This window comes from Sulfurospirillum barnesii SES-3 (assembly GCF_000265295.1).
GTDB classification, from domain to species: domain Bacteria; phylum Campylobacterota; class Campylobacteria; order Campylobacterales; family Sulfurospirillaceae; genus Sulfurospirillum; species Sulfurospirillum barnesii.
The window spans coordinates 2,095,445-2,120,414 of the sequence record NC_018002.1; the positions used below are offsets into that span (position 1 = coordinate 2,095,445).

Genomic DNA, 24,970 nt, shown 5'->3' on the forward strand with positions numbered 1-24,970 from the left:
CATGCACCTATGCATCAGTGCTACGGCTTCACACAGTGGCAAAACCCTGCTGAGCACTGCCTTATTGCACCGTTATAGAGGAACTATTCGTCCGTATAAAATTGGACCTGATTTTATCGACCCACATTTTCATGCCCATCTGTGTGGCACGCCGAGCATTAATTTAGATAGCTATATGATGAATGAAGCGCAAGTGCAATGGCTCTATGCCCACTATAACGATAAAAAATCAACCCTCATCGAGGGCGTTATGGGCTATTATGACGGTGAGGATATGGGATGCAGTACCTATGGCATTACTGCGTTGCTAGGCGTTGCCACCCTGATGATTTTAGATGCCAAAGGCAGTTACATTACCCTTAGTGCCATTGTCCACGGGCTTAAAACCTACAAACCACACCATACCATTAAGGCCATTGTGCTTAATCATATTGGCTCCCTAAGCCATTATGAACGCATTAAAGCCATTTTAGAACACGATCACCCAGAAATTGCTGTCGTAGGCTGGATAAAAAAAGAGTTAAAAGCAATCCCTAGCACCCATTTGGGTTTGGATTTAACCCAAACATCCTTGCTCGATAGCCTTAGCGATGACGTCTTAGAGCATATTGATTTAGCGCTGCTTGAGCAAATCGCCCAACCTATAACACCCTTTACCAAACCCAGCTACCCTTTTGAAGCTTTTGCTAAGACCACACAAAAACTAGCCCTTGTGTACGATGAGAATTTCTCGTTTTTATACCACGATAACCTTTGTTTTTTACAAGAAGTCTTCCAAGAGGTGCGCATGGTTGATGCCAGTAAAGATGAGGCGATTCCTGATGATGTGGACGCTGTTTACATCTGTGGAGGTTACGTGGAAACCCCTCAAGCCTATGCAAAATTGCAAAAAGCAGAGCGCTTTAAAGCCTCCCTTTGTGCCCATGCTAAAAGCAAAAAAGTGTATGCCGAGTGTGCAGGACTTTTGTATTTAGGAAACAAGGTCGATGACAAAGCCATGAGTGCTTTGCTGGATGTGGATTTTACCCTTGAAAAACGCCCCCAACGCTTAGGCTACTACCACACACCCTGTGGGGTAAAAGGGCACGCGTTTCACTACACCAAAACGTGCGATACCTCGTTACATTCTGAGCCACTGATTAAAGCGTCTACCCATGAATCAAGCAGTGGAAGTTGGCAAAAAGGGGGCATTTTTGGCACCTATTTGCACACCTTATTTCGAGCCCATCCCACCCTTATTCAAGAGAGGTTAGTATGAAAACATTTAGCACCGTGGAGCAAAATACTCTGAAGGAGATTATTCTCTCAAGGCGTGATGTCAGAGGGCATCACTTTAGCAAAACACCTCTTGAAAGAGCCATTGTAGAAGAGATACTCACCTGTGCCATTCATGCCCCCTCCGTTGGGTTTTCGCAACCGTGGCGTTTTCTTATGATTGAAAATGATGCGACTAAAGAGCGCATTTACAAAGAATTTGTTAAACAAAATGCCAAAGCACAAGCACTGTTCAAATCAGAAGCACTCTACAGCCGTTTAAAATTGGAGGGGATTCAAGAAGCACCTTTGAACATTGCGGTGTTTTACAAAAAACCTGAAAAAACCATACTCGGGCAAACCGTACAAAAAAAGATGGGCGAATACAGTGTGGTCTGTGCCATTCAAAACCTGTGGCTGAGTGCACGAAGCCATGGGATTGGCATTGGGTGGGTGAGCATTTTACGCCCTAAAAAAGTCAAAAAAATTCTCAATATAGATAAAAATTACGCACTTGTGGGCTATTTGTGTGTGGGATACGTAAGCGAGTTTTTAGAAAAACCTGAGCTTGAGACCTTAGGCTGGGAGACGAAAAAAAACCTTGAAGATGTGGTGCAATGGGTGTAAAAACAACACTTACATGTAAAGACCTTGCGCCCTATTTTAAAGCAACACGCCTGATTCCAACCCTGCATGGCACAAGCGATAGTGTCTATATTGTCGATGATATGTACATTTTAAAACTCTTTGAAAGCGTTACATGTAAAGAGGTAGAAGCAGAAGTAAAGCTCCTAAAGGTCTGTGATTCTTTGCCTGTGGCTCGCATCGTTCGTGAACCTTTTGTGGTGAAGGGAAAACCCGCACTCTTGTACGAAAAAGCCAAAGGAGAAGTACTTGCACATGCCTCGCACGCACACATCGCACAAATAGGCGCATTTTTACGCCACTTTCATGCCATCGCCCGTCATCATCATAGTGATACTCCACCCCGTTTCACCCAGACAATCTTGCATGAGATGATCAAAAAAAGTGGCTATACTCCTTTTATGAACCGTTTTCATACGCTCTCTTTGGAGCTTCGCAATGATGGTATTATTCACGGAGATTTGTTTATTGATAACGCTACGTTTGAAGCAGACACCCTCTCGTGTGTCTTTGATTTTAGCCACAGTTGCACGGGTGATTTTCTCTTTGATTTGGCAGTCGTTGCCCTCTCATGGTGCCAAACACAAGAAGAAAAAAAGGTATTGCTCAAGAGTTATCAAAGCAGCATCAGTCTTGAACGCTTTGAAGCGTACATTGCCTTTGCAGGGCTGTATTACAGTGGAAGACGCTATTTAGAACAACGAGATTTTAATGATTTATGGAGAAAAGTAGGATGATACAAACGATAACAGGAAGAAGCGATTTTATAGAGCGTTTGAAAGGCAAAAATGCCACCTTTATGCTAGCCCTTAGCAACACAGACACCGCCTTGATTGCGGGCATTACACAAGCGGGTATCCCAGGGCAAATTTACCTCACCCCCACACTCGATGGTGAGTTTGTCTGCACAGGAGCTGTCCACAGTTTAACCCAAATTCCCAAAACGCCCACAGGCATTCCTACCCCTGCACTGCTGAGCAGAGCCGTTCATCTCTTAGCCCCTTTTAACGCCATAGAGCTTTTAAATTTAGGGCTTACAATCCCCCCAAAGGTGGAGGGTTTTTGCGTGCATGACTTTGGGCTTTCCCCCTCAGGCTCCATCGACCAAAATGCCCAGATTGATGCACGCATACTCTTTGAAAAAGGACGAGCGTTTGGAGAAAACTACACCCCAAAAAGCGACTACCTTCTCTTAGGTGAATCGGTGCCTAGTGGTACCACAACCGCACTTGCCACGGCCCTTGCACTAGGATATGAGGCGCATGAAAAATTTAGCAGCTCCTTCGCACACGCTCCCTCCTCCATCAAGCATACAGTGCTTAACAAAGCTCTTAGCCACCTTAAGAAAAGCGATACCTTTTTTGACACACTGGGCAAAGTGGGTGATCATATGCTGATTTTTACCGCAGGGTTTCTTTTAGGCGCACATCGCAAAGGCTATCCTATTGTCCTAGCAGGGGGAACACAAATGGCATGCGTGCTCTTGGTGCTTAATGCCTTTTTACGTTACACGAACGAGCCTTTTGATGCTTCTTCTATCGCACTTGCCACTACCAAATGGGTGCATGAAGACACCAACAGTGACCTCAAAGGGCTTTTAGAAATGCTTGATTTCCCCATTAATGCTTATTATGCCAATTTTGACTTTGCTCTCTCGTCCCATCCTTTATTGGCACTCTATGACAAGGGCGAAGCCAAAGAGGGTGTGGGTGCAGGGGGATGTTTGGTGTATGGCTTCTTACAAGGGCTAGAAAAAGCCTCTATCACACAAAAGGTTGAGGCATTTTTAGCATGAAAATACTCTATTTTGGAGGACAGCGCTCAGGTAAAAGCGCTCTTGCTGAAGCCAAAGCCCTTAGCATCGCAACCAGCACGCCCTATTACATTGCCACGTACGATGCGAGTTATGGGGATACCCAGATGCACGAGCGTATTGCGTTGCACCGTCAAAACCGTTTGCAACGCTTTATCACCCTTGAATCCCCCCTGAATCTTGCATCCTTAATACAAGAAAATCATACCTACCTCATCGACTGCCTCTCTATGTGGATACTCAACCACACAAAGAGTGACATTTCCCTTTTGATGGCAGAACTTACTGCCCTAAAGCAGAGTCATGCCAACATCATTTTTGTACTCAACGACGTCAATTCAGGCGTAGCTCCAATCGATTCTTTTTCACGTCACTACATTGATACGTGTGGCACCATCGGTCAATACATCGCTTCCTTTTGTGATGAAGTCTACGAAGTCAAACTGGGCATTGGGGTAAAACTAAAATGAAACCCTTTGAGCACGGGGGCGATGTCACACGTTTTGCTGCTGAGCGTGGGTGTGGTATTGAAGAGGTGATAGACCTCTCCTCCAATATTAATTTTATTAAACCCAAAAAAAACCTTTCACATCTACACCTTGAAAGCTACCCCAATTACGATGCGCTTAGCCTCTCTTTGTCGCACCATTTCAAGGTTTTACCTGAAAATATGGAACTTTTCAATGGAGGAAGCAGTGCTATTTATGCCCTTTTTCGCCACCTTGAAAACCAGACGTGCTACCTTTATGCCCCTGCGTATTTGGAGTACAAGTGTGCCGCCCTTGCTTACAATAAACAGTTGGTGCTGATTAACAGATTTGAGCCATTGCCCACAAAGCTTGAGAAAAATGCATTGGTGATTTTTATCAACCCCTCTACACCTGATGGCACGTACTATGACTTGCCTGAGCTTTTTCGTGTCTGGATGGCACACGATGCAACCGTTATCGTCGATGAGTCTTTTTTAGCCTTTTGCGAAAAACAAAGTGCCCTCCCCTACCTGCAACACTATGAAAAACTTTACATTCTAAGCTCTCTTACGAAATTTTACGCTTGTGCGGGGGTGAGAGTTGGGGTGGTACTCTCCAATACAGCAAACATTCAAAGCCTCAAAGCCAAAGAGCCTTTGTGGAAAATTTCTGCTTTTGATAGCGATTTTATTACCTCCATCCTTGATGATAGAGACTTTAAAGAACACACGCTCAAAGAAAATGCCCGTGCAAAAGCCTACTTGAAAAAGATTTTGGAAGACTCTAAATTGTGTGAGAAAATTTATCCCAGTGATGCGAACTTTTTTCTCGTCAAACTCGCCTCACACGATGCTAAAACCCTAGCATCGCATCTTGCCAAACACAACATTATGATACGAGATTGCTCAAACTTTGATTTTTTAGATACCTTACATGTACGCTTTGCTGTTAAATCAATCAAAGATTTGGAACACTTGCAAAAGGGACTTGCATGCCTAAACTAAACAATATCTCTATTTTTGGTACCTCCAGTGATGCAGGAAAAAGTACGCTAACCTTTGTCATCGGAAAAATTTTACAATCCTTTGGCTACCGTGTTGTTCCTTTTAAAGCGCAAAATGTCTCTAATAACGCTCATGTTGCGGATGATAGCAGTGAAATCGCCGTTGCACAAGCCTTTCAAGCCGATGTTTTAGGTGTGCCTACCAGTTACCATCTCAATCCTATTTTACTCAAATCAGGCACGCGCAACAATGCCATGCTGATTCTAAAAGGCAAAGCAATTGAGAACAAAGATGTACGAGCCTATTACCGTGAAATTGATACGCTAAAACCCATTGTTACAGAAGCCTTTTTGCACCTTGATGCCCGCTATGATTGCGTGATAGCCGAAGGGGCTGGTAGCCCTGTGGAACTTAATTTAATGGACAAAGACCTCTCCAATATTTTCATTGCCTCGTCGTTTCATACTAAAATTATTCTGGTTGCCGACATTGAAAAAGGGGGTGTTTTTGCTTCGATTTGGGGCGTGTATAACCTCCTTCCCCCTAGGCTAAGAGAAAATGTGATTGGTGTGATTGTTAATAAATTTCGAGGCGATATGACACTCTTTGAAAAGGGCATTGAGATTATCGAGAAAGAGTTTCACATTCCTGTACTAGGCGTGCTTCCTTTTATACCCCTGAATCTAGGCTTTGAAGACAGTGCCAGCTTAAAAAATTTTGTTCAACACAAACCCCATGCACAGCGTAAAATTGCCATCATTCACTACCCAACCATGAGCAACTACAACGATTTTGAGCCCTTAATTGCCGATCCTGATGTGCTGGTTGAGTTTGTAAGCACCAACATGAACCTTGAGCCTTTTGAGTCTGTGATTTTACCTGGGTCGAAATTGGTCATTAAAGATTTGCAGTGGCTTAAACACACAGGGCTTTTTGCCCAACTCAAAACCCGTAAAAAAGAGATTTTAGGCATTTGTGGGGGTTATGAAATGCTTTTTAATGCCATTCATGACCCTTTTGCCCTTGAAAATGAAACACCGTGCGTTGAAGAGGGTTTAGGATGGATTGATGATGTGATTGTCTTGCACACCGAAAAAACCGTTCATAAAGGTGAGTATACGATTTTTGGAAAAACGATAAAGGGGTTTCAAATTCGCCACGGACGCAGTGAAAAATACCCTTTGTACTATGAAAAGGAGCATATCAAGGGAACCTTTGTGCATGGCATTTTTCATGATGACGCCTTTAAGCACTACCAAAACAAAAGCATTGATGCCTTTGTAGCAGTGATGAGAGAACACCTTGATGTGCAAAGGATACTGCGTGCACTTTGAACTTGCGCTGCTTGCATACATCATGGATAGGCTCTTTGGGGAGTTTAGCTTTATACCTTTTTACAAACATCCTGTCATCTTTATGGGAGAATTTTGTACGTGGTTTGAGAAGCACTTTTACAAAGACTCTTTTGTGCGTGGTATGCTCTTAAATCTGAGTTTACTAGTGCTTATTGCGCTTGTGGTCTATGGCATAGAGTGCTACGTAGAGAACCTCTTTCTTTTAGCGCTGCTTGCATCCACAGGTTTAGCCTCACGCTCTTTGTATGAGAGTGTCAAAGAGATTCTTCATACCCCAGAAGCAATTTGCTATCTTGTCAGCCGTGATACAGAGCATTTAAGTCAAAGTGAGATTCATAAAGCCGCCATTGAAACCTATGCGGAAAATCTAAGCGATGGGGTGATTGCCCCCTTATTGTACCTCCTCTTGTTTGGTCTTTATGGACTCTTTCTCTACAAAGGGATTAATACCTTAGATTCGATGGTGGGTTATAAAAATGCACGCTACATCCACTTTGGAAAATTTAGCGCCCTGCTCGATGATGTGGCAAATTTTATTCCTGCACGTATCACTGCACTTCTCATTGCCATGCTTTTTGGCTCACGAAGAGCTTTCATGCATTTTTACCGTTTTGGCAAAGGACACGCCAGTCCTAATGCAGGGCATCCTATTTCTGCCATGGCACTGTGTCTTGGGATTTGTTTAGGCGGTCCAACCTCCTATTTTGGAACCTTGCACGCCAAACCTTTTTTTGGAGATGGCAGAGCTGAGTTAGAGGCTTTGGACCTTCAAAAAGCCCTTAGCTTGCAACCCAAACTTGATGCAAGCCTTCTTATCTTTTTAATGCTAGGAGCCCTATGCACACGTTTTATCTAGGATTGAAATTTTCCCTCAGTTATTTCACCATTCTTCCCATGCACTTTAAAGCAAGCGATGATGTAGGTCATCCTCCCGTACTTTCTTCCATGCTCTTTTTCTTTCCCCTCGTAGGCGTTTTGCTTAGTGCCATCACCCTCATACTCTATCATTTTTTACTTGCACCCTTGCAAGGAGTGGGTGCGTTTATTGCCGCTGTGGTTTACATGCTTTTGTATGGCTTTATTCACACAGAAGCCATCAGTGATTGTGTGGATGCTTTGTATGCCAAACACAGCGGAAAAGATGCGTATAAGGTTATTAAAGAAGCGCACATTGGGGCTATGGGAATGCTCTACACCCTAGCGTTCGTTCTTATCAAAGTGGCTTTACTAGGGTATATGCTTAGCCATGCCTTGTACAGTGAATTTATAGCGGTGACTTTGTGTTCAAGGTTTGCCCTTGTGGTGCTGATGAAAACCCTACACTTTCGCTCTTCTTTTGTGACATCCTTGCAAGAAGCATTGGTTCCTAAAATGCTTTTCTTGAGCTTTATGGTGACCCTACTGGTAGGAATTTTCCTTTTAAAGGGGGATTTTTTACTTCTATTGACATGCACCCTTGTTTTTGCTTTTATCGTAGCAACACGTCTTGCAAAAGGGCTTGGTTTTTTAAACGGAGATGGGCTTGGAGCCACATTGGAGTTGTGTGAAGCGCTACTTTTTTTAGGCATTGCGCTATGGCACTAACCCTGCTTCGCCACGCCGCACCCTCTGAGCGCTACCAAAAAACTTACCTTGGATGGAGTGATGTGGACATCGATGAGACGCTGTTTGATGCTTCCTCACTTTCTCTGCTTCACGCATCCTCTTTTGATTGTATTTACAGTTCAGATTTGAAGCGATGCACCCAAACCTTGGATAGGCTAGGCTTCACCTACACAAGCGATGCACGTTTAAGAGAGGTCAAATTTAAAGAAGAGATTGAGATGAAGCGTTTTGAGGAGATTGAAAAGCTCCCCTCTTTTTCGCCTGAATACCTGAGCAGTGAAGCAGCGTGGTTTTCGTACATCAGTGAAGAGAGTGCTGCGCATTTTAGCCAAAGAGTTCAATCGTTTTTAGACGAACTCAACCCCAAACACACCACCCTCATTTGCGCACACAAAGGAACACTGAACCACATACTTCAGTGCTTAGGAAAAAAACCTTTTCGTTTTGATTATTTAGAGGCGTATTGCCTCTAAAGAGAAAACTACTTTACATGTAAAGCATTTCACCCTACTCTTGAATACAAATCTCACCTTTTTGCATATGAAGCACGGTTTGGTAGATGACCACACCAATCATAGCTGTTGTCACCGCAACCATCACATACGAGAAAATAAGCGTAAAGATGTCGTGTGTTTGGGAATACATAATCATCGAGCTAATCCCCATAGCCGCTAAAGGGAAAACAAATGCCCACCATGAAATAAAAAACTTGATTTTCAAAAAGTTTTTATACAAAAAGGCAATCAGAAGTGTAAAGAAAAGTGCCAAATCAAAAAGGATATTGGCAAACAAATCCACCACACCAAACATTTTAAAATAAGCTAAAAAACCAACCGCAGGAGGCGCAATTAAAATAAAAAGCGTTGGCATAAATTTAATGGCTAATTGATGATGAAAAATAATGCGATTGAGCAAAATAGCAAACAAGACCAGCCAAAAGAAGATACCAATGCTAAAAAAGTAGAGCAAAACCCCTTGACTTGCAAAGCCAACACCCCCAATGGGCACTAAAACATTTCCAACCACAGGAATGAGCCACGCAGGATTGGAGTGGGCGAGTTCTTGGTTATGATTGATCCAAAAAGAGATGGTGTACATGGTAAGGTAAAAATGAAGCACAACCCCTGCATACCAAAAAACAGCAGCAACTCCCTCGTAATGTTCTTTATAAATAATCGCAAGCATCAGCATAGAAATGGAAATGGCTGCAAAAAAGTTAATACGTACAGGATGCATAAACTCTTTTTTTACCGCCTCTTGGTACGTAAAAAACTTGATCATATAGACCACGCTTATTAGCGCAAAAACAAAGGTCGATACCCCCATCAGTCCAAAGGCGATCCACTCTGAAAAACCCAATACACTCACTGCTTTTTGATACATAATGGTCAATCCACACAGTCCCATAACAATAGCGTACATCATAACAGGAAAAAATTTAAGTCTATTTTGTTCGACTGTTTCCACTTTTTCGGTTACTTCCATCATAACTCCTCATTATAATATTAACTTTTATTTATAATAGTTAGAATGAAAGCTTATCAAAAAAGACTAAAATTTATTTTGATGAAGAGAGTCACGTCTAAAAGTTAAACGCACTTTTAGACTTTTACATGTAAAGATTTTAGCAAGAGTGATGGTTGAGGTGTTTAAACAGGTAGCCTTGAACATAATCGACTTCTAACGCTCTAGCAAGCATAAAATCACCCTCACTCTCAATGCCCTCTAAAACCGATTTTTTGCCTTGTGCCTTTGCAAAGGCTAAAAAACCTTTTAAAATCTCTTGATAATCAGGACATCGCTTTATTTTTAACAGCCATGTTCTATCAAACTTTAAAAAATCAGCCCTGCTGGTTAAGTCAAAACAAAAGGGTTTTTCATCGTTTCCAATGTCATCTTGCGCAATAGGAAAGCCAATGGTTTGAATCTCATCTAAACAATGGGATAAAAAAGCCGTTTGCATATCATCCGTATTTTCAGTGATTTCAAGGCAAAGATTTTTAGCCCCTAAAAAAAGCTCTCTCCAAAATGAGAGCTTGGCTTCATCGCTAAAATTGTGTGGGTCAAGGTTGATAAACAGCATGGCATTTTTAGGTCTATGAAAAAGCTGCATGGCTTTTAATTCAGACTCTAAGCGAAAGAAAAGTTCTGGATTTTGATGCGCCACCATAAACACAGGCATCGGGGGAATTCGCCTCTCATTTAAAACAAAACGGGCTAAGGCTTCATACCCAAAAATAGTACCCGTTTTCATATCAATAATAGGCTCGTACTCCACCCAATAATGCCCATCATTGAGCATACGAACCACATCACATTCATTTAGTAAATTTTCATTGCAAAGCATCTGAGGCAATGACATAGTGAACCCTTTAACATCGTGTTTTGGCTTTACATGTAAGGCCTAAACGTAAGACTATTTTTTATCGAGAAGACATCCGTTTGGATTGTATTTTTTACAGAGCTCACAAAACACGGAACTCTCAGAGCGTTTTGCACAAATAAATTCAATTGCCTTGCGTTTGGCTTCATTTTTAAATTTATTCATCGCATTATGGTTTAAAAAGTTTGTGAGCATAATCACCAACTTCACATCTTGAGGAATCTCTTTTTTCACCACGGAAGGGTTTCGTGCATCCCAGTGCGTAACCTTCTCAAAAGAGAAATCCTGTAAAACAGAGGTAATGGAATCAATTTTATCTCCACCGATGACAAGAACTGCTGACATTGCTTCTCCTTTTTGATAATTGTTATTGATATAATAGAGAAAGTTTCCTTAAATTCTTTTAAATATGATATTTATTATCATTTTATTAGAGTGGTTTTTCTTTTATTTTATAATCCATTAGCTAAGCCAAGTACTTAGAAAAGTGCAACTAAGTTGTATTTATCTTTTTGATAGAGCGACTGCGGTAAAATAACGGATGTTTTTTTCTGGAGCGTGTTATGTTCTCAAGCCTTGCCATTTATTTTGCCGAAGCCAATCGTTATTTTAATACCCAACTCTCAATACATTTTCGTAACATTGATGAGGGAAGTTTGAGTGCGACACTCTTTATTTTTGCCCTCTCTTTTACGTATGGAGTTTTGCATGCCTTAGGACCTGGGCATGGAAAAGCATTGGTAGCAGGCTACCTTTTAGCCAATCCTGCTAAAAAGGCGCATGTTTTTCAATTGGGTTTTTTAATTGCACTCATTCATGCATCCTCAGCACTTATCGTCACACTGGTCGCTTATTATTTCATTCAAATCAGCGCCATGAAACTCTTTCACCGTGTCAATCCCCCACTCTTTCAAATCTCAGGCGTGTTGATTATTATTCTAGGGGTTTGGTTGCTTTATGAAGTGTGGCAATCCCGTAACATAACAAAAGAGTGTGTTAAACCCCATAAAAGTCGTTTTGGGGTTATCCTCTTAGCGGGTATTGTGCCCTGTCCTGGCGTCATTACATTGTGCTTTTTTGCCATTACCCTAGGGCATATGGGTATTGGTATGATTGCTGCACTTTTTATGAGCCTTGGCATGGGGCTTACCATTTCACTTGCGGGGCTTTTGGTGCATACCTTTCAAAAATCTCGCCCCGTAGTAACCCAACCTCGTTGGTTTTGGGTTTTACGACTTTTAGGCGTGCTTTGTGTCATTGCTTTAGGCGTTTGGTTTGTCTCAAACCCCATCTCATCACGGGCTTTTTAAACCGTGTTCAAAAAAGCCCTTCTTTTAACCCTACTTGCGTGTCACCTTAATGCCTGTGCCTTGTGTGCACTTTACACCCCCTCGGCAACAGTCAATATTCACCTAGATGGAACGCCCACACATCTTGATTCCATTACCTTTCAATGGACGTTTACACAAGATTTTATCAAAGTGCTCCTCGAACGCTACGATAGCAATAAAAACCAAAAACTCGATAAAAATGAACTTGAACGCATTAAAATTATTTTGGAAAATTATATTCACAAACACCGTTACTTGACACAGATTGAATACCTCAATGCAACAGCTTCTATGCAAGAACAGACCACGCAACTTCCTTTACATGTAAGCGAAAAAAATCTTTTTTTAGAGGGTGAAACGCTTTTGTTTACCTTTAAAGCTTCTTTGCATCAGCCCCTTAGTCCCAACGATGAAATCACCTTTGTGATTGAAGATAAAGAGGGCTATTTTAACTTTTTAATCCACGATATTACCCATGGCATCGAAAAACCTTTTGCCATGGAATATAACCTCTATAACCACGTTGCCTTTCTTAAAATTACCGATACGTTGGTACCTCAACATACCTTAGACGCAAACCATGTGGCACACGAACCACGCTCAACACCTCCTGCGATGCAACAACCCACAAACTCCACACCATCATGGCTTCAAACCCATTTAACACAGATGCAAGAGCGTATTCAAGAAACCATGAAAAGCCTTAAAGAGCAGGCAACACTAGGGGCATATGCTCTCTTTTTAGGCAGTTCTTTTTTATACGGTCTGCTTCACGCCGCAGGACCAGGGCATGGTAAAGCACTGGTCAGTTCGTATCTCTTTGCCTCATCGCATCGCTACCCAAAAGCCATCACGATGTCCGCACTGATTGGGCTTGTGCATACCTTCTCTGCGTTTATTCTCACGCTTATTATTTACGCACTTTTTGATCTTTTCTTCAATGCCTTTTTTACCAACGTCACCTACTATGCCACCAAACTCTCCGCCCTTATGATTATAGGTATCGCTGGCTATTTAGCCTGGAAAAAACTAAGCGCCTTAAAACACACACCTAAAATCGTAAGCTTTTCTGCACATCCTTTTGCGTGTCACTGTGCTGGATGCTCCCAAAAATCTCAAAGTACGGATTGGGGCGTGGTCTTAAGTGCAGGCATTGTACCCTGCCCTGGTACCATAACAATTTTTATTTTCGCACTGAGTACAGGTGCGTACCTTTTGGGGTTTTTAGCGGCATTAAGCATGAGTTTAGGCATGAGTTTTATGATTGCTTTGGCTTCTCTTTCGACACTCTTTGCGAAAAATCGCTTCAAAACGCACAATACAAAAATGATTTTTTACAGTGAAAGCCTTAGCCTTATCATTATGCTAAGCCTTGGCATTGTTTTACTTTTTCTCTAGGAGGCATGGTGTTTTTTCGCTTACTTTTTTACGCCTGTACGATGCATACTTTCATGTATGCCCATCCACACGTCTTTTTAGACACCTACGTCGAGGTTTTACCTGATAAAATTCGTGTAAACTGGGTCTTTGATGAGATGAGTTCTGCTATGCTGATGGAAGATTACGATAAAAACAGAGATAAAAAACTAGATGCCAACGAAGTGGCGTTTATGGAAAAAGATCATTTTAAAGCCCTTGAGCCATACAGTTATTTTATGCATATTTTTGATGGCAAAAACGAATCAGACATTCATGAAACGAACGAATTTAGTGCCCTTTTTGAAAAGAGAAAACTGATTTATGCGTTTAGTATTGCCAAACCAAAAATTAAAAAATACGAACTTCGTTTTTATGACCCTGAAATGTTCGTTGCGCTGATTCTCAAAAAGAAATTTCTTACATGTAAAGAGGTGAAGTGCAGTGTTGAGGGATATGATGCGGATTTTTATTATGCGTATAAAGTGATGATTCACGAATAAGTAAGAAAAGGCTTTTGCCTTTTCTTACAAGCTTTAGCAGGTGCATTTGCAAAAGAGTAAACGCTCTTTTGCACTGTTTTTTTCACCCTTATGTTCAGATTCTTTGACATCTTTTGACTGTGGACTCACCGTAGGGTTTGGCTTAGCGCAAGCAATGTCACATCGGCTCATGCGCTTGCTTTTAACTCAGTATCTAATTGTGCGCACCATGAAGCAATACGCCCATCGCTGAGTTCACTTTGATTGTCCTCATCCAAAGCAAGCCCTACAAATTTACCATCAATCACCGATGCTGAGTGTTCGTATGAATACCCTTTATCTTCCCATGCACCAATGACTTTCGCACCTTTTTCTATTACCACATCGTAAATCTGACGCATACCGCTGACATAATCACTGCCATACCCTTCTTGATCACCTAAACCAAAAAGTGCGACGGTTTTTCCACTAAAATCTGCTGCTTTGAGATGCGCTATAAAACTTTCCCAGTCATCTTGCAATTCACCATCGTACCATGTAGATGTCCCTAAAACTATCACATCATACTGTGCAAGCTCATCGCTACTATTTAATTTACCAACATCGTGAATCTCTGCATTAAAATGCTTTTTAATTTTTTCTGCAGCATCTGCAGTATTTCCATTGGTACTGCCATAAAAAACGCCTATTTTCATTGAATATTCTCCTTATTAAGATAGATTAGTAAATCACATACGGAACGAGTTTTAATGTATATTCAAGCCCCAATGCATCCAATTTTGGGCTACGGATGGGGACATGTTTTCTAAAATTGGCGCTTCTTGGAAAGAGTAGATAAATGTGTTTGCACGCTTTGGATTCAAGCAATGCAATCGCACGGTTAATCTCATCGCATGCTTCAAAATCCGCACGCTCTTCAATACGTTTCCAGTTAGGATACAAGTGCAGGGCCTCAGAACACGCCTCACTTTGAATCACAATGCACGATGCTTCTTGCGTAACAAACATGTCAGGATTTTGACGTTTCACCCGTGTAAAAATATGCTGAGTAAAAAGCTCATACGTATTAATAGTAAAATGAAAATCAGGATGTTTTGCTAACAACTCAAAATCTTCACGATCAAAACGCCGACTAATTTCATGCAAGGTCGAATAGGCTTCGGACATTGTTCACCTCTTTTTTGATATGTGAAATGATAACCGTTTTCATATAATATGTCAAGAACTTTTTGATTTTTTTGAAGTACAATACGCTATCTAAACCAAAGGAGACCTATGCCACTAGAGCTTTGGACGTTTCTGGTTGCCATTACACTGCTGAGTATGACGCCAGGAGCAGATACGTTGATTGTTATTCGCAACACCCTAAGAGGTGGCGCATACGATGGTTTGGTTTCAAGCTTGGGCATTTGTTTGGGACTCTTTGTGCATGCAACACTCTCAGCCGTAGGTATTTCAGCCATTTTGCTCTACTCAGCAACAGCGTTTATGGTGCTTAAAACACTGGGGGCTCTTTATCTTATCTGGTTAGGTTTTAATGCCCTAAAATCATTTTGGAATGCTAAAAATATGCGCCAAAAAGCGGTGGAAAAACACCCATTTTCGTTTTGGATCTCTTTACAGGAGGGGTTTTTATCGAATGTGTTAAATCCAAAAGCAGTGATTTTTTACATGGCATTTTTACCACATTTTATCTCACATGAACATTCTGCACTCAGTCAATCACTCTTTTTAGCCTTGCTTCATTTCATCATTGCAAGCCTTTGGCAAGCCATGATTGTGTATACAATTGTCAAAGCCAATGGATTTATCACCAAAAAAAGTGTGCGTCAAAGTCTGGATGCCCTCTCAGGTAGTATTATGATAGCCCTTGGCATCCGACTTTTTTTAGAGGAACGCTAAGCGAGAATTTTTCTAAGGGAATGCTCCAAATCGCCGTATTCAAAGACAAAACCCTTTTCCAACAAGGCTTTGGGGTACGCCTCTTTACTATCAAGTAAAACCGTTGCGCCCTCCCCAAAAAGCATTTTAATAATAAAAGCAGGAACAGGAAAAAATGTGGGTCTACGCAAGACTTTTCCTAACATTGTGGTGAAGCGAAAATTGGTCAGTGGTTGGGGCGATGTGGCATTAAAAATACCCTCCAGTTGATGCTCTAAGACAAAGGCATAGATAGAGACTAAATCATCTATATCCACCCAACTCATCACCATCGCCCCATTTCCAATAATACCACCCAAACCGATTCTAAACGCAGGGAGCATCTTCTCCAGTGCGCCACCCCCACGACCTAAAACCACTCCAAAACGTACTATCGTTGTCTTCTTCGTGCATTTACGAGCTTCTCCTTCCCACGCAATGGCAAGGTGCGCTAAAAAATCCTCTCCCAATTTTTCACTTCTTTCATCGCTGGGCACATTACTAGGATAAATGCCCACAGCAGAGGTAGAAATAAGGTGCTCTACCTCACTTTGATTGATCGCTTCAACAAGTTTCTTAGTGGTCTCTATTCGACTGCTCCACAGCACTTTTTTATACGCCTCATCCCACTTAGCAGCAATGGGCGCACCCGCAAGATTAAAGACCGCATACACTCCTTTGAGTTTTTGAACAATGGTGTTAAGGTCATCACTTCGTTCAATAACCACCACATCAGGGAATCTTTTCTTTAGGGCATTGGCAACAAAGCCACTCGCACCTGTCATTGCAATTTTCATTGTTTTATCCTTTTTAGAAACGATGCACACTGCAAGATTGTACCACATTTAGAACCATTTAATCCCCTCTAAGGCATGAAGGGTTACAATCTTTTTTTACTTTACATGTAAGGATTTTTTATGTCTTTAGATATTTGGCTCACCATGCTTGTGGCGTCTATTCTTATCAGTATCTCTCCTGGGGCTGGTGCGGTTGTGTCTATGAATTATGGATTAAAATACGGACTAAAACGCTCGTATGCAGCTATTTTTGGTTTGCAAGCAGGCTTGTTTGCCCAAACCTTTATTGTAGTAGTTGGCTTAGGCTCATTGATTATGAAATCGCTCTTACTCTTTAACATTATCAAATGGATTGGCGTGGTGTATTTAGTCTTTTTAGGAGTGATGAAATTTATTGAAAAGCCTCATTTACCTGATGATACCCAAAACATTAAGCGCTACAGTGCTTCAAAAGCCTTTATACAAGCCACACTGATTAATCTAACCAACATTAAAGCAACGGTCTTTTTGGTGGCGTTTATTCCTCAGTTTCTCAACCCAAATGCACCACTTCTTGGGCAATTTGTCATTATTTGCGCTACCTTAATTAGTGTTGATATTATCGTGATGACAGGCTACAGCTCATTGGCTTCAAAGCTTAAACATGTCATCAAATCTCTCCGAGCGATTCAAATTCAAAACCGACTTACAGGTGCTTTTTTACTTTTAGCAGCCTTTTTTATCTCAACTGCTAAACGTACGTAAATAAAGCTCCTCATCAAAACCCACCAACAGCGCTCCATCCTCACACTCAACAATGGGGCGCTTAAAGAGTAACTGCTCTTTTAAAAGCCACTCTTTTTTCGCTTCATCGCTGAGCTCTTTGGAGAGATTGAGCGTTTTAAATTTCGTTCCTTTGGTATTAAATAAACGCAAAAGTGGTTGTTTGCTAAGCCACTCTTCTAAGGTTTCTTCACTGATTTGTGTCGTTTTTAAATCCACAAAGCTGTAAGGAATCACCTTAGCTTTAAAAAAAGAGAGCGCTTTTTTCACACTCCCACACGTTGTAATACCATACACTTTAATCATACATTCTCCTCTTCATAAAATTCAATGCGATTACGCCCATTTTGTTTTGCCTGATACATCGCACTGTCTGCTTGCACAAAAAGCTGCTCTTTGTGCTCTTTTTTATGACCAAAAAGCCTCACACCAATACTGGCAGTACAGTGGTGGGTAATTGTTTTTTGAAGCCCATCTTCTTCTAGGGCAATACTATAAGGTTGACTTACATGTAAACGTATTTTTGCGCCAATTTGCATTGCTTCTTCTTTGGCACGCTCTTTATCTTCACTCAAATTTCCCAGCACAACAATAAACTCATCCCCACCAAAACGTCCCACAAAATCGACTTCTCGCACACACGCTTTCAAACGTCTAGCAACTTCCATCAGTAAAACATCTCCTGCATGATGTCCAAACGTATCGTTGAGGGGTTTAAAATTATCCAAATCAATCACCATTAATGCCCCGTGATTTTTCTGCCGTTTTGCCTGAGCAAGGATAAGAGCAAACTGTTCATTAAACATTCTACGATTTGGTAAACGAGTCAGTGCATCATGATAGGCTAAATCATGAATCACCTCTTCAATTTTTTTACGCTCTGAAATATCCGTTGAGATACCGCATAACGCATAAATCATCCCATTGGCATTACGTAAAGGTATTTTTGTTGAAAGATACGTTCGCTTTTGCTGTGTTATTCTATCGGTATTGCTCTCTTCTCGTGTCACTTTTCGCCCATATTCAATGACTTCTTCATCATACATACGAATATTTTTTGCACTCTCTTCCTCAAAAAAATCATCATCCTCTTTACCTATTAATCCCTCAAGACCGATACCAAAAAGTTCACAGGTTTTTTTATTGGCGTACATGTAACGGTACTGGGTATCTTTAATATAAATAAATGCTTCCACCGAATCTAAAATGGTATTGAGTTTTGCTTCACTCTCTCTAAGCCCCTGTGTTCGCTCTTTCACTTTCTCTTCAAGGGCTTCATTGTTACGGCGAACATAATGAATCATGGTGATAAAATGCTCTGATAATTCCCTAATTTCAGAACTTCCCACAGGAGAGACATCAATCGCATAATCGCCTTGTTCAACACGACCCATTGCCCTTTGCAACTCTTGAATGGGTTTTAAAATCAGAATGTTTAGCGCAAACCCAACAATTGATAATACCATTAAAAATAAAAAGCATAAAATGGGGAAGAGCGAAAAACTCCTAAATACTTCAAGCTCTTTTTCATCAATCAAGGTAAAATTAAACCACTCAAGATCTTCTAAATAGCTCATGCCCAAATGTTTTTTAACGCCTTCATACTCCACCCAAAATGTCACAATTTCAGACGGGTGTTCCTTTAAATATTGCGCTGTTTCTCTCATCTTTTTTCGATCTAAAGGATGGGTAAAAAGTGTTTCAATATTTTCACGGCTTTGGTATGAAGCTTCACGTTTTTCAGGTGTTGGCATGGTGGCGCTACGCTGGGCTTGAATCATAAATTCATGATTGGTAAAAAATGTTTTCACCCCCTCTTGCTCAATACCCACCGATTCCAACATAAAACGATTAAAATCAAGCCCCGTACCAACCACCCCTATAATATGACCCTCATGACGTATCGGCACATTGACCCAAACAAAGGTTTTGCCTCCTGCTGCTTCATCCATATTCACGTGAATGCGGTACTCACTCTTCTCCAAGAGCATATCAAAAAACCAACGATCATTGGGATTAAAAGCAGAGAGAATGTATTGAGACTCTGTACCATCATAACGGTAGTGTGAATCATTAAAATAGTAATAGTTACTTTTAGCAAAACCTGCAAAATAAGTATGACCGTAGTATTTTAAACGGTACGCTTCTAAAACCTTTAATCCCTCTTCTCTTATCACAGGATTGGTATCATCCAATGCCATGGCAAGAATAGCAGGCTCTTTTGCCATCTCTTTGGCAATATCAACTTCATATAAAAGCGGTAAAAGCGTGCGATTTTTATCAAAAATCATCTGTTTTTTTATAAAACGCTCTGCCCATTTTTCATTAATGTGATTGAGTAAGCTTGAAGAATACATCCAAATAGACAAAGAAAAAAAGATAAAAATAACTCCCATAAAAATGAATAACTTACCTCTAAGACCCATTGTCTTATCCTCTGCGCATATTTTTTGCATTATAGCAAGTATTTGTCACAAATAAAGATGCTCCATGCCTCTATTTCATCCTATAAGCAAGATTGCTTTATAATAAGCTTATTTTATAACAAGCTGGTATATATGAACCATTTTTCAAGCCAAACGCAAGGCTATATTTATGCTGTTTTAGCCTTTCTTTTTTGGGGATTAGTTCCCATCTATTTCAAGCTTATTGCTACCGTATCTGCTTTGGAGATACTCGCACACCGTATCATTTGGTCGGTTGTTTTACTCTTTGTTATGATACTTTTAAGCCGTCAATTGGGCACATTAAAAGTACTTCTTGTAGATATTCATAAACTTAAATATTTAGTACTCTCAGCTTTATTAGTCTCTTTGAATTGGTTGGTGTTTATTTGGGCGGTAGGACACAATATGATTGCAGAATCGAGTTTGGGGTATTACATTAACCCCTTGGTAAATTTTGCCTTAGGTATCCTCTTTTTTAAAGAGCGTCCAAATTTTTGGCAAAAAATCGCCATTGCCCTAGCCTGTATTGCCATTATGTATCAGGTCATTACCTTGGGCTCCTTGCCTCTTGTTTCACTCATTTTAGCGTTTAGTTTTGGCTTTTATGGACTCATTCGCAAATACATTCATCTGCCTTCCATGAGTGGGCTTTACATTGAGACGCTTATCTTATTTCCCATGGCTTTATTCTATATTTTTTATCTTGCCAACACACAAAGCACCGCCTTTATCTTTCCACCCAATACAACCTCATGGCTTTTAATGCTAGCAGGTGTGGTTACGGTGATTCCTCTTTTATGGTTTAATGCTGCGGCCACACGTATTTCACTGGTGCATTTAGGCTTTTTTCAGTACATTGCGCCAACCGTTTCTTTTTTATTAGCTATTTTTGTTTATGATGAAGTTTTAGTTCCTGAAAAACTGACCAGTTTTATTCTCATTTGGATCGCACTGGCTATTTTTAGTGTGGATGGGTATTTTAAAAAAAGAGTTGCAAAAGAGGAAAAATGAAAATTCTAGTCGTAGAGGACGATGAAAAAATCGCCTCCTTTTTAAAACAAGGACTTGAAGAGGAACGCTTTAGTGTTGATGGGTGCGATAATGGTGAAGATGCGCTTTATTTAGCCCAGATGAACCCTTATGATATTATTATTTTAGACCTGATGATACACGGCATGCAAGGCGACGCGGTGTGCCAAAAATTGAGAGAACAAAAGCTTACGACACCCATCATTGTCCTGAGTGCCAAAAGTACGATCAATGACAAAGTGGGATTGTTGCATTTGGGTGCGGATGATTATCTCACCAAGCCTTTTAGTTTTGAAGAACTTTTAGCACGTATTCATGTCCAACTACGCAAAACAAACGATAAAGAACCTCTGCTTAAAGTCGCTGATTTGGAACTCAACCCCTTAACAAAAAATGTCACACGTGCGCAAGAGCCTATTTCCCTTACGGCTAAAGAGTATATTTTACTAGAATACTTGATGCGCCACAAAGGTGCAATTATAGAAGAACACATCCTTGCGGAGCAGCTTTTTAGTCAAGAACAAAGCATTAATAGCAATATTGTCAGTGTTTACATGTACCGTCTTCGTACCAAAGTGGATAAAAATCATCCGCAAAAACTGATTAAAACCATACGTAACCTAGGATACACCCTCAATGAAAATGCTCTTTAAAAACCTTAGATTTCGCCTTTTATTAGCACTTTTTGTTATCTTATTTGCTTTTTTTTATGGCTTTGGATGGAGCGTTGTTTACACCATGAAAAAATCACAAGAACGCTCGTTGGAAGCTTCGCTAAAAGCCTATGCAAAAGATTTGCAGCATGACTATTTGGAAAGAAATGTTAAGGGGCAAATCATCGATTTTGAGGAACTTAAAGAAGAACTTGATGAAGTCAAAGAAGAGTTTGATATACCTGTGTTGTATGCGCAATTACTGAGCTATAAAATTGCCTCCCAAAACCCTACCATCATTGCGCAATCACGTGATTTAAAAGGGGAGAGCCTTAAACTTACATCCAAACTTATTGAAAATATTCTCAATGACCCTAGCCAAATCTATTTTGCTGAAACACGCAACGAAACACTCAGTAAACATAAAATTTACATTGGAACACTGTTTTTAGGAATGCATGACAATCAAATGCTTTTACTGCAATGTGCCATGCCTTATGATAAACGAACTCCTGAAATTGAAAAGATGGAAGAGACTTTGTGGATTGGCTTATCCATTTTACTTGCCCTTGTCCTTTTTCTTGCCTCTTTACTCCTTTCTACCTCGTTAAAAAATGTTCAAAAGGTCACCGATAAAGCTAAAAAGCTCAGCATTCAAGATAACTATATGAAAATTTCTAAAACACATATTGCTCATGAAATTGATGATTTGATTGAGACGTTTAACACCCTCTTAGAACACCTTCAATATGCCTATGCGCAAGTAAAAGAGTTTGGACAAAATGCTTCGCATGAACTCAAAACGCCCTTAACCATTATGCAAGGAGAAATTGAGATAGGCCTAAAAAAAGAGCGAAGCACGCAAGAATACCAACACATTTTGCATAAAGTTGCCAAAGAGGTAACGCATTTGCATGAGGTAATTGAGAAAATTCTCTTTTTATCCAGCAGTTCTAAAAACGATCTTATGCGCCATTTTAGTGAAGTCTATGTGGATGAAATTTTGATGGAGAGTATTACTGAAAAAAAAGAGAAAGCGCAAACACGAGGCATTACATTAGTAGTAGATGCCCTAGAGCCTCTTAGCATTCAAAGCAATGCTCTGCTCTTAAAAATGGTTGTGAACAATTTAATTGACAATGCCATTAAATATGCGTTGGGAAACTCCTCCGTGCATCTTGCTTTACATGGAAAAGAACTTCGCATTGTCAATAAAGGTACACTCATTGATGATACTGAGCTTGAACACATTTTTGAACCTTTCTATCGGGGAAAACGGGCAAAAAAACATGCACAAGGAAGTGGGCTGGGGCTTGCGATTGTCAAAAATATTCTTGATGCACACCATGCACACATTACGCTTACACAAGAAAAGAAAACAAACACCATTATACTCACCGTACAGTTTTAATTCATTTTACGTTCATTTTCATTCTTTAGAATTCTTTTTATCATTCATATAAAAAGGATTCTACATTATGGCAACCTTGCTCGTCCATTTTAAAACTCAAAAAATTATTTTTCTTCTTGCCATTGCATTAAGCGCTCTTTTTAATTTCACGTTTTTCTCAAAACTCTACACGTTTGCCTTAGCAGAACATAATTACATCGTAGCATTGAGTGCGCCTTTTGTGTTGATACTTCTTTATATCTTTGCTGCTAATGTTTTATTGCTCTTTACACACCGCCTAAGCTTTCGTATTGGTGTGGCGTTATTGGTTTTTATCAGTGCGCTGAGTAGTTATTTTATGGACTCCTTTGGAACCATCATTGACAAAGATATGCTCATCAATGTTTTGCAAACAGACAGCTATGAAGCCCTAAGTCTTATCACGCCAAAACTGATTCTCTATAGTGTGCTAGCAAGCGTTTGTGCCTACTGGATTTTGTTTAAAGTGCGTATTCATTTTAGAGCGTATACCGTAGAGATGGTTCAAAAAGCACTCGTAGCCTTGGTCTGTTTTGTGCTCATTGGTGGGGTTTACATGAGTGTTAGCAAATCGTACAGCTCTTTTTTTAGAAACCACAAAGAGATGAAAATGTACCTCAATCCTTTTTTCCCTATAGCATCTTTTTCCAAACTTCTCTATGCTAAACTCAAACCAAAACCTAGCTTTCAAGCCATTGCAACCGATGCAAAACGCCTCAGTGGTGAAAAGAAAAAATTGGTGGTTTTTATTGTGGGAGAGACCGCACGTGCTAAAAATTTTGCGCTGGGTGGCTATGAGGCACAAACCAACCCACTCCTTTCCAAAAGAGAAGACATTGTTTACCTCCAAAATTTTAGCTCTTGTGGAACAGCTACGGCCATTTCACTGCCGTGCATGTTCTCAAAATTTGAGCGTAAAGCGTGGGATAGCGATAAAGAACAGTATGAAAATCTCGTGGATGTTTTGATGAAAACAGGGGTACGCATCATTTGGAGAGATAACAATTCAGGCAAAGACAAGAACATTGCAAAACGCATCAATGATGTGGTGCACTATCAAGGCAAAGCGTTTGATGAAGCCTTGTTGCAAGATTTTCAAACCACGCTTGCGCAAAACTATGAAGATACGTTTGTTGTTTTGCATCAAGAAGGGAGTCACGGACCAACCTATTTTCAACGTTACCCAGAAAAATTTAAAACCTTTACCCCAACGTGCGATACGCAAGATTTGGAAAAATGTAGCCAAGAGGAGATTATCAATACATACAATAACACCCTTGTTTATACCGATTATATCATTCATCAAACACTCACCCTGCTCAAAGCCAATGAAGAGCAATACGAGACAACCCTTATTTATGTCTCAGACCACGGTGAATCCTTAGGAGAAAATGGCATCTATTTGCATGGACTACCGTATATGATAGCGCCCAATGAACAAAAACACGTCCCTGCGCTCTTCTACTTTAGTGATAAAGAAAAAGAGAAAGCCTTACATGTAAAAAGAAAAGAGCCTTTTTCGCACGATTATCTTTTTCATACAATTGTGAGTCTTTTTAACATTAAAACAAGCGAATACAAACCAAGCCTAGACCTTTTGCGCTAGTCTTACATGTAAAGAGATTTACGCATAGCACAGTGCACTTTGTTCGACCAAACGCTCCATATGTACCGTTTGCCATACCCCACCCTCATCGAGTGTGATGGAAAACCCCATGGCACTCCAAAACATAAAGCCTCCTGGAAGAAAATAGTGTGTATGCAAGTAGAGCATGCTATAACCTTTTTCTTTCGCAAAAGAGGTGGCTAATTCAAAAAGACGCACACCAATGCCACAGCGTCGATACGCTTCGTGCACATAACAACGGCTCATCTCCGCTGCTTCTTTGCTTTCATAACGCCCTTTAATGGCTTCAATGCGATCGTCATAATCGCTAAGGGCAATCACCCCCACCACCTCATCTTTTTCATTCAGCGCAATAAAAATGGCACAGCACTCAGGACGACTCATCTCTTTTGCAATACGCTTTTGCAAAGCCTCATAACGCTCTGGCATAATCTTATCCCCGTAATGCAGTTGACACTGTTCCCAAATAAATTTTTGTGCTTTTTCAAAAGACTGCTGCGTTACGCGCTCGTATGTAATACTCTTTACATGTAACATGTATTTTCCTT

The 24,970-nt window shown here is 40.5% G+C and carries 29 protein-coding genes; 19 read left to right on the plus strand and 10 right to left on the minus strand.

The features are described from left to right. The first annotated feature begins 1 nt into the window (after window position 1). Genes SULBA_RS10530 through SULBA_RS10575 form a run of 10 tightly spaced genes read left to right on the plus strand, consistent with a single transcriptional unit; the run spans window position 2 to window position 8,619 of the window. Entirely contained in the window at window positions 2–1,258 is a 1,257-nt protein-coding gene (locus SULBA_RS10530; protein ID WP_014770271.1) for a cobyrinic acid a,c-diamide synthase CobB, read from the plus strand. Next, window positions 1,255–1,881 (plus strand): 5,6-dimethylbenzimidazole synthase, encoded by a 627-nt coding sequence (gene bluB, locus SULBA_RS10535; RefSeq protein ID WP_014770272.1) that lies wholly within the window; start codon window positions 1,255–1,257, stop codon window positions 1,879–1,881. The genes SULBA_RS10530 and bluB overlap by 4 nt, the downstream gene beginning before the upstream one ends. After that, on the plus strand, window positions 1,872–2,636 hold the full coding sequence (locus SULBA_RS10540; protein WP_014770273.1) for a phosphotransferase: 765 nt from the start codon (window positions 1,872–1,874) through the stop codon (window positions 2,634–2,636). Before bluB ends, SULBA_RS10540 begins: the two co-directional genes overlap by 10 nt. Then, entirely contained in the window at window positions 2,633–3,694 is a 1,062-nt protein-coding gene (cobT, locus tag SULBA_RS10545) for a nicotinate mononucleotide-dependent phosphoribosyltransferase CobT (RefSeq protein ID WP_014770274.1), read from the plus strand. The genes SULBA_RS10540 and cobT overlap by 4 nt, the downstream gene beginning before the upstream one ends. Next, window positions 3,691–4,182, plus strand: a complete 492-nt coding sequence (locus SULBA_RS10550) for a bifunctional adenosylcobinamide kinase/adenosylcobinamide-phosphate guanylyltransferase (protein WP_014770275.1) — start codon at window positions 3,691–3,693, stop codon at window positions 4,180–4,182. Before cobT ends, SULBA_RS10550 begins: the two co-directional genes overlap by 4 nt. After that, window positions 4,179–5,186 (plus strand): aminotransferase class I/II-fold pyridoxal phosphate-dependent enzyme, encoded by a 1,008-nt coding sequence (locus tag SULBA_RS10555; protein ID WP_014770276.1) that lies wholly within the window; start codon window positions 4,179–4,181, stop codon window positions 5,184–5,186. Before SULBA_RS10550 ends, SULBA_RS10555 begins: the two co-directional genes overlap by 4 nt. Next, a complete protein-coding gene (locus SULBA_RS10560; protein WP_014770277.1) occupies window positions 5,174–6,520 on the plus strand; it encodes a cobyric acid synthase in 1,347 nt (448 codons plus the stop codon). Before SULBA_RS10555 ends, SULBA_RS10560 begins: the two co-directional genes overlap by 13 nt. Then, entirely contained in the window at window positions 6,510–7,397 is an 888-nt protein-coding gene (cbiB, locus tag SULBA_RS10565; RefSeq protein ID WP_014770278.1) for an adenosylcobinamide-phosphate synthase CbiB, read from the plus strand. Before SULBA_RS10560 ends, cbiB begins: the two co-directional genes overlap by 11 nt. Beyond that, window positions 7,379–8,125, plus strand: coding sequence for an adenosylcobinamide-GDP ribazoletransferase (locus tag SULBA_RS10570; RefSeq protein WP_014770279.1), 747 nt, complete (start codon window positions 7,379–7,381; stop codon window positions 8,123–8,125). The genes cbiB and SULBA_RS10570 overlap by 19 nt, the downstream gene beginning before the upstream one ends. Continuing rightward, window positions 8,116–8,619, plus strand: a complete 504-nt coding sequence (locus tag SULBA_RS10575; protein ID WP_014770280.1) for a histidine phosphatase family protein — start codon at window positions 8,116–8,118, stop codon at window positions 8,617–8,619. Before SULBA_RS10570 ends, SULBA_RS10575 begins: the two co-directional genes overlap by 10 nt. 34 nt (window positions 8,620–8,653) lie before the next feature. On the opposite strand, the gene SULBA_RS10580 is transcribed toward SULBA_RS10575, so the two are convergent. From SULBA_RS10580 to SULBA_RS10590, 3 genes are all read right to left on the minus strand, one after another. Beyond that, entirely contained in the window at window positions 8,654–9,631 is a 978-nt protein-coding gene (locus SULBA_RS10580) for an SLAC1 anion channel family protein (RefSeq protein WP_014770281.1), read from the minus strand. Window positions 9,632–9,770: 139 nt separating this feature from the next. Then, window positions 9,771–10,508, minus strand: a complete 738-nt coding sequence (locus SULBA_RS10585) for an EAL domain-containing protein (protein WP_014770282.1) — start codon at window positions 10,506–10,508, stop codon at window positions 9,771–9,773. A gap of 54 nt (window positions 10,509–10,562) precedes the next feature. Then, on the minus strand, window positions 10,563–10,874 hold the full coding sequence (locus SULBA_RS10590) for a DUF2325 domain-containing protein (protein WP_014770283.1): 312 nt from the start codon (window positions 10,872–10,874) through the stop codon (window positions 10,563–10,565). A gap of 218 nt (window positions 10,875–11,092) precedes the next feature. Here SULBA_RS10590 and SULBA_RS10595 point away from each other — a divergent pair, with 218 nt between their 5' ends. Genes SULBA_RS10595 through SULBA_RS10605 form a run of 3 tightly spaced genes read left to right on the plus strand, consistent with a single transcriptional unit; the run spans window position 11,093 to window position 13,779 of the window. After that, window positions 11,093–11,839: a nickel/cobalt transporter gene (locus tag SULBA_RS10595; RefSeq protein ID WP_014770284.1), complete on the plus strand. Its 747-nt coding sequence runs from the start codon at window positions 11,093–11,095 to the stop codon at window positions 11,837–11,839. Between the two features lie 3 nt (window positions 11,840–11,842). Further along, complete coding sequence (locus SULBA_RS10600; RefSeq protein WP_014770285.1) at window positions 11,843–13,258, plus strand: nickel/cobalt transporter; 1,416 nt, start codon at window positions 11,843–11,845, stop codon at window positions 13,256–13,258. A gap of 5 nt (window positions 13,259–13,263) precedes the next feature. Beyond that, window positions 13,264–13,779, plus strand: coding sequence for a DUF1007 family protein (locus SULBA_RS10605; protein ID WP_041671852.1), 516 nt, complete (start codon window positions 13,264–13,266; stop codon window positions 13,777–13,779). A gap of 33 nt (window positions 13,780–13,812) precedes the next feature. Here SULBA_RS10605 and SULBA_RS12980 read toward each other — a convergent pair whose 3' ends face one another. From SULBA_RS12980 to SULBA_RS10615, 3 genes are read right to left on the minus strand one after another with little or no spacing between them, the layout of a single operon-like run. Then, on the minus strand, window positions 13,813–13,950 hold the full coding sequence (locus SULBA_RS12980) for a hypothetical protein (protein WP_156790540.1): 138 nt from the start codon (window positions 13,948–13,950) through the stop codon (window positions 13,813–13,815). After that, on the minus strand, window positions 13,947–14,453 hold the full coding sequence (locus SULBA_RS10610) for a flavodoxin (RefSeq protein WP_014770287.1): 507 nt from the start codon (window positions 14,451–14,453) through the stop codon (window positions 13,947–13,949). Before SULBA_RS10610 ends, SULBA_RS12980 begins: the two co-directional genes overlap by 4 nt. Window positions 14,454–14,478: 25 nt before the next feature. Beyond that, window positions 14,479–14,925: a hypothetical protein gene (locus SULBA_RS10615; RefSeq protein WP_014770288.1), complete on the minus strand. Its 447-nt coding sequence runs from the start codon at window positions 14,923–14,925 to the stop codon at window positions 14,479–14,481. Window positions 14,926–15,033: 108 nt separating this feature from the next. Between SULBA_RS10615 and SULBA_RS10620 the strand changes: the two genes are divergently transcribed. Next, window positions 15,034–15,660 carry a LysE family translocator gene (locus SULBA_RS10620; protein ID WP_014770289.1) on the plus strand — a complete coding sequence of 209 codons (627 nt, stop codon included), beginning with the start codon at window positions 15,034–15,036 and terminating at the stop codon, window positions 15,658–15,660. On the opposite strand, the gene SULBA_RS10625 is transcribed toward SULBA_RS10620, so the two are convergent. Beyond that, window positions 15,657–16,475, minus strand: coding sequence for a TIGR01777 family oxidoreductase (locus SULBA_RS10625; protein ID WP_014770290.1), 819 nt, complete (start codon window positions 16,473–16,475; stop codon window positions 15,657–15,659). The genes SULBA_RS10620 and SULBA_RS10625 overlap by 4 nt on opposite strands. A 120-nt stretch (window positions 16,476–16,595) precedes the next feature. On the opposite strand from SULBA_RS10625, the gene SULBA_RS10630 reads away from it, so the two are divergent. After that, window positions 16,596–17,219 (plus strand): LysE family transporter, encoded by a 624-nt coding sequence (locus SULBA_RS10630; RefSeq protein WP_014770291.1) that lies wholly within the window; start codon window positions 16,596–16,598, stop codon window positions 17,217–17,219. On the opposite strand, the gene SULBA_RS10635 is transcribed toward SULBA_RS10630, so the two are convergent. Together SULBA_RS10635 and SULBA_RS12815 are read right to left on the minus strand one after the other, a co-directional pair. Further along, on the minus strand, window positions 17,199–17,543 hold the full coding sequence (locus SULBA_RS10635) for an arsenate reductase family protein (RefSeq protein WP_014770292.1): 345 nt from the start codon (window positions 17,541–17,543) through the stop codon (window positions 17,199–17,201). The genes SULBA_RS10630 and SULBA_RS10635 overlap by 21 nt on opposite strands. Then, a complete protein-coding gene (locus SULBA_RS12815) occupies window positions 17,540–19,663 on the minus strand; it encodes a diguanylate cyclase (RefSeq protein ID WP_014770293.1) in 2,124 nt (707 codons plus the stop codon). The genes SULBA_RS10635 and SULBA_RS12815 overlap by 4 nt, the downstream gene beginning before the upstream one ends. A 132-nt stretch (window positions 19,664–19,795) precedes the next feature. On the opposite strand from SULBA_RS12815, the gene rarD reads away from it, so the two are divergent. From rarD to SULBA_RS10660, 4 genes are all read left to right on the plus strand, one after another. Then, window positions 19,796–20,695, plus strand: a complete 900-nt coding sequence (rarD, locus tag SULBA_RS10645; RefSeq protein ID WP_014770294.1) for an EamA family transporter RarD — start codon at window positions 19,796–19,798, stop codon at window positions 20,693–20,695. Next, window positions 20,692–21,366, plus strand: a complete 675-nt coding sequence (locus SULBA_RS10650; protein WP_014770295.1) for a response regulator transcription factor — start codon at window positions 20,692–20,694, stop codon at window positions 21,364–21,366. Before rarD ends, SULBA_RS10650 begins: the two co-directional genes overlap by 4 nt. Then, the gene (locus SULBA_RS10655) at window positions 21,350–22,777 is read left to right on the plus strand and encodes a sensor histidine kinase (protein WP_014770296.1); all 1,428 of its coding nucleotides are present in this window, start codon (window positions 21,350–21,352) and stop codon (window positions 22,775–22,777) included. The genes SULBA_RS10650 and SULBA_RS10655 overlap by 17 nt, the downstream gene beginning before the upstream one ends. 67 nt (window positions 22,778–22,844) lie before the next feature. Beyond that, the gene (locus SULBA_RS10660) at window positions 22,845–24,401 is read left to right on the plus strand and encodes a phosphoethanolamine transferase (RefSeq protein WP_014770297.1); all 1,557 of its coding nucleotides are present in this window, start codon (window positions 22,845–22,847) and stop codon (window positions 24,399–24,401) included. An 18-nt stretch (window positions 24,402–24,419) separates the two neighbouring features. Here the strand turns inward: SULBA_RS10660 and SULBA_RS10665 are convergent, their stop codons facing one another. Continuing rightward, the gene (locus tag SULBA_RS10665; protein WP_014770298.1) at window positions 24,420–24,959 is read right to left on the minus strand and encodes a GNAT family N-acetyltransferase; all 540 of its coding nucleotides are present in this window, start codon (window positions 24,957–24,959) and stop codon (window positions 24,420–24,422) included. Window positions 24,960–24,970 lie beyond the last annotated feature (11 nt).

Excerpts from the sequence above, each read along its gene's own strand:
- SULBA_RS10590 (WP_014770283.1), bottom strand. The coding sequence starts at position 10,874 with ATGTCAGCAGTTCTTGTCATCGGTGGAGATAAAATTGATTCCATTACC.
- SULBA_RS10615 (WP_014770288.1), bottom strand. The coding sequence starts at position 14,925 with ATGTCCGAAGCCTATTCGACCTTGCATGAAATTAGTCGGCGTTTTGAT.
- SULBA_RS10610 (WP_014770287.1), bottom strand. The coding sequence starts at position 14,453 with ATGAAAATAGGCGTTTTTTATGGCAGTACCAATGGAAATACTGCAGAT.
- bluB (WP_014770272.1), top strand. The coding sequence starts at position 1,255 with ATGAAAACATTTAGCACCGTGGAGCAAAATACTCTGAAGGAGATTATT.
- SULBA_RS10625 (WP_014770290.1), bottom strand. The coding sequence starts at position 16,475 with ATGAAAATTGCAATGACAGGTGCGAGTGGCTTTGTTGCCAATGCCCTA.
- SULBA_RS10630 (WP_014770291.1), top strand. The coding sequence starts at position 16,596 with ATGTCTTTAGATATTTGGCTCACCATGCTTGTGGCGTCTATTCTTATC.
- rarD (WP_014770294.1), top strand. The coding sequence starts at position 19,796 with ATGAACCATTTTTCAAGCCAAACGCAAGGCTATATTTATGCTGTTTTA.
- SULBA_RS12980 (WP_156790540.1), bottom strand. The coding sequence starts at position 13,950 with ATGAGCCGATGTGACATTGCTTGCGCTAAGCCAAACCCTACGGTGAGT.
- SULBA_RS12815 (WP_014770293.1), bottom strand. The coding sequence starts at position 19,663 with ATGGGTCTTAGAGGTAAGTTATTCATTTTTATGGGAGTTATTTTTATC.
- SULBA_RS10595 (WP_014770284.1), top strand. The coding sequence starts at position 11,093 with ATGTTCTCAAGCCTTGCCATTTATTTTGCCGAAGCCAATCGTTATTTT.
- SULBA_RS10665 (WP_014770298.1), bottom strand. The coding sequence starts at position 24,959 with ATGTTACATGTAAAGAGTATTACATACGAGCGCGTAACGCAGCAGTCT.
- SULBA_RS10555 (WP_014770276.1), top strand. The coding sequence starts at position 4,179 with ATGAAACCCTTTGAGCACGGGGGCGATGTCACACGTTTTGCTGCTGAG.
- SULBA_RS10585 (WP_014770282.1), bottom strand. The coding sequence starts at position 10,508 with ATGTCATTGCCTCAGATGCTTTGCAATGAAAATTTACTAAATGAATGT.
- SULBA_RS10650 (WP_014770295.1), top strand. The coding sequence starts at position 20,692 with ATGAAAATTCTAGTCGTAGAGGACGATGAAAAAATCGCCTCCTTTTTA.
- SULBA_RS10560 (WP_014770277.1), top strand. The coding sequence starts at position 5,174 with ATGCCTAAACTAAACAATATCTCTATTTTTGGTACCTCCAGTGATGCA.
- SULBA_RS10655 (WP_014770296.1), top strand. The coding sequence starts at position 21,350 with ATGAAAATGCTCTTTAAAAACCTTAGATTTCGCCTTTTATTAGCACTT.
- cobT (WP_014770274.1), top strand. The coding sequence starts at position 2,633 with ATGATACAAACGATAACAGGAAGAAGCGATTTTATAGAGCGTTTGAAA.
- SULBA_RS10550 (WP_014770275.1), top strand. The coding sequence starts at position 3,691 with ATGAAAATACTCTATTTTGGAGGACAGCGCTCAGGTAAAAGCGCTCTT.
- SULBA_RS10575 (WP_014770280.1), top strand. The coding sequence starts at position 8,116 with ATGGCACTAACCCTGCTTCGCCACGCCGCACCCTCTGAGCGCTACCAA.
- SULBA_RS10580 (WP_014770281.1), bottom strand. The coding sequence starts at position 9,631 with ATGGAAGTAACCGAAAAAGTGGAAACAGTCGAACAAAATAGACTTAAA.
- SULBA_RS10660 (WP_014770297.1), top strand. The coding sequence starts at position 22,845 with ATGGCAACCTTGCTCGTCCATTTTAAAACTCAAAAAATTATTTTTCTT.
- SULBA_RS10570 (WP_014770279.1), top strand. The coding sequence starts at position 7,379 with ATGCACACGTTTTATCTAGGATTGAAATTTTCCCTCAGTTATTTCACC.
- SULBA_RS10635 (WP_014770292.1), bottom strand. The coding sequence starts at position 17,543 with ATGATTAAAGTGTATGGTATTACAACGTGTGGGAGTGTGAAAAAAGCG.
- SULBA_RS10540 (WP_014770273.1), top strand. The coding sequence starts at position 1,872 with ATGGGTGTAAAAACAACACTTACATGTAAAGACCTTGCGCCCTATTTT.
- SULBA_RS10605 (WP_041671852.1), top strand. The coding sequence starts at position 13,264 with ATGGTGTTTTTTCGCTTACTTTTTTACGCCTGTACGATGCATACTTTC.
- SULBA_RS10530 (WP_014770271.1), top strand. The coding sequence starts at position 2 with ATGCACCTATGCATCAGTGCTACGGCTTCACACAGTGGCAAAACCCTG.
- SULBA_RS10620 (WP_014770289.1), top strand. The coding sequence starts at position 15,034 with ATGCCACTAGAGCTTTGGACGTTTCTGGTTGCCATTACACTGCTGAGT.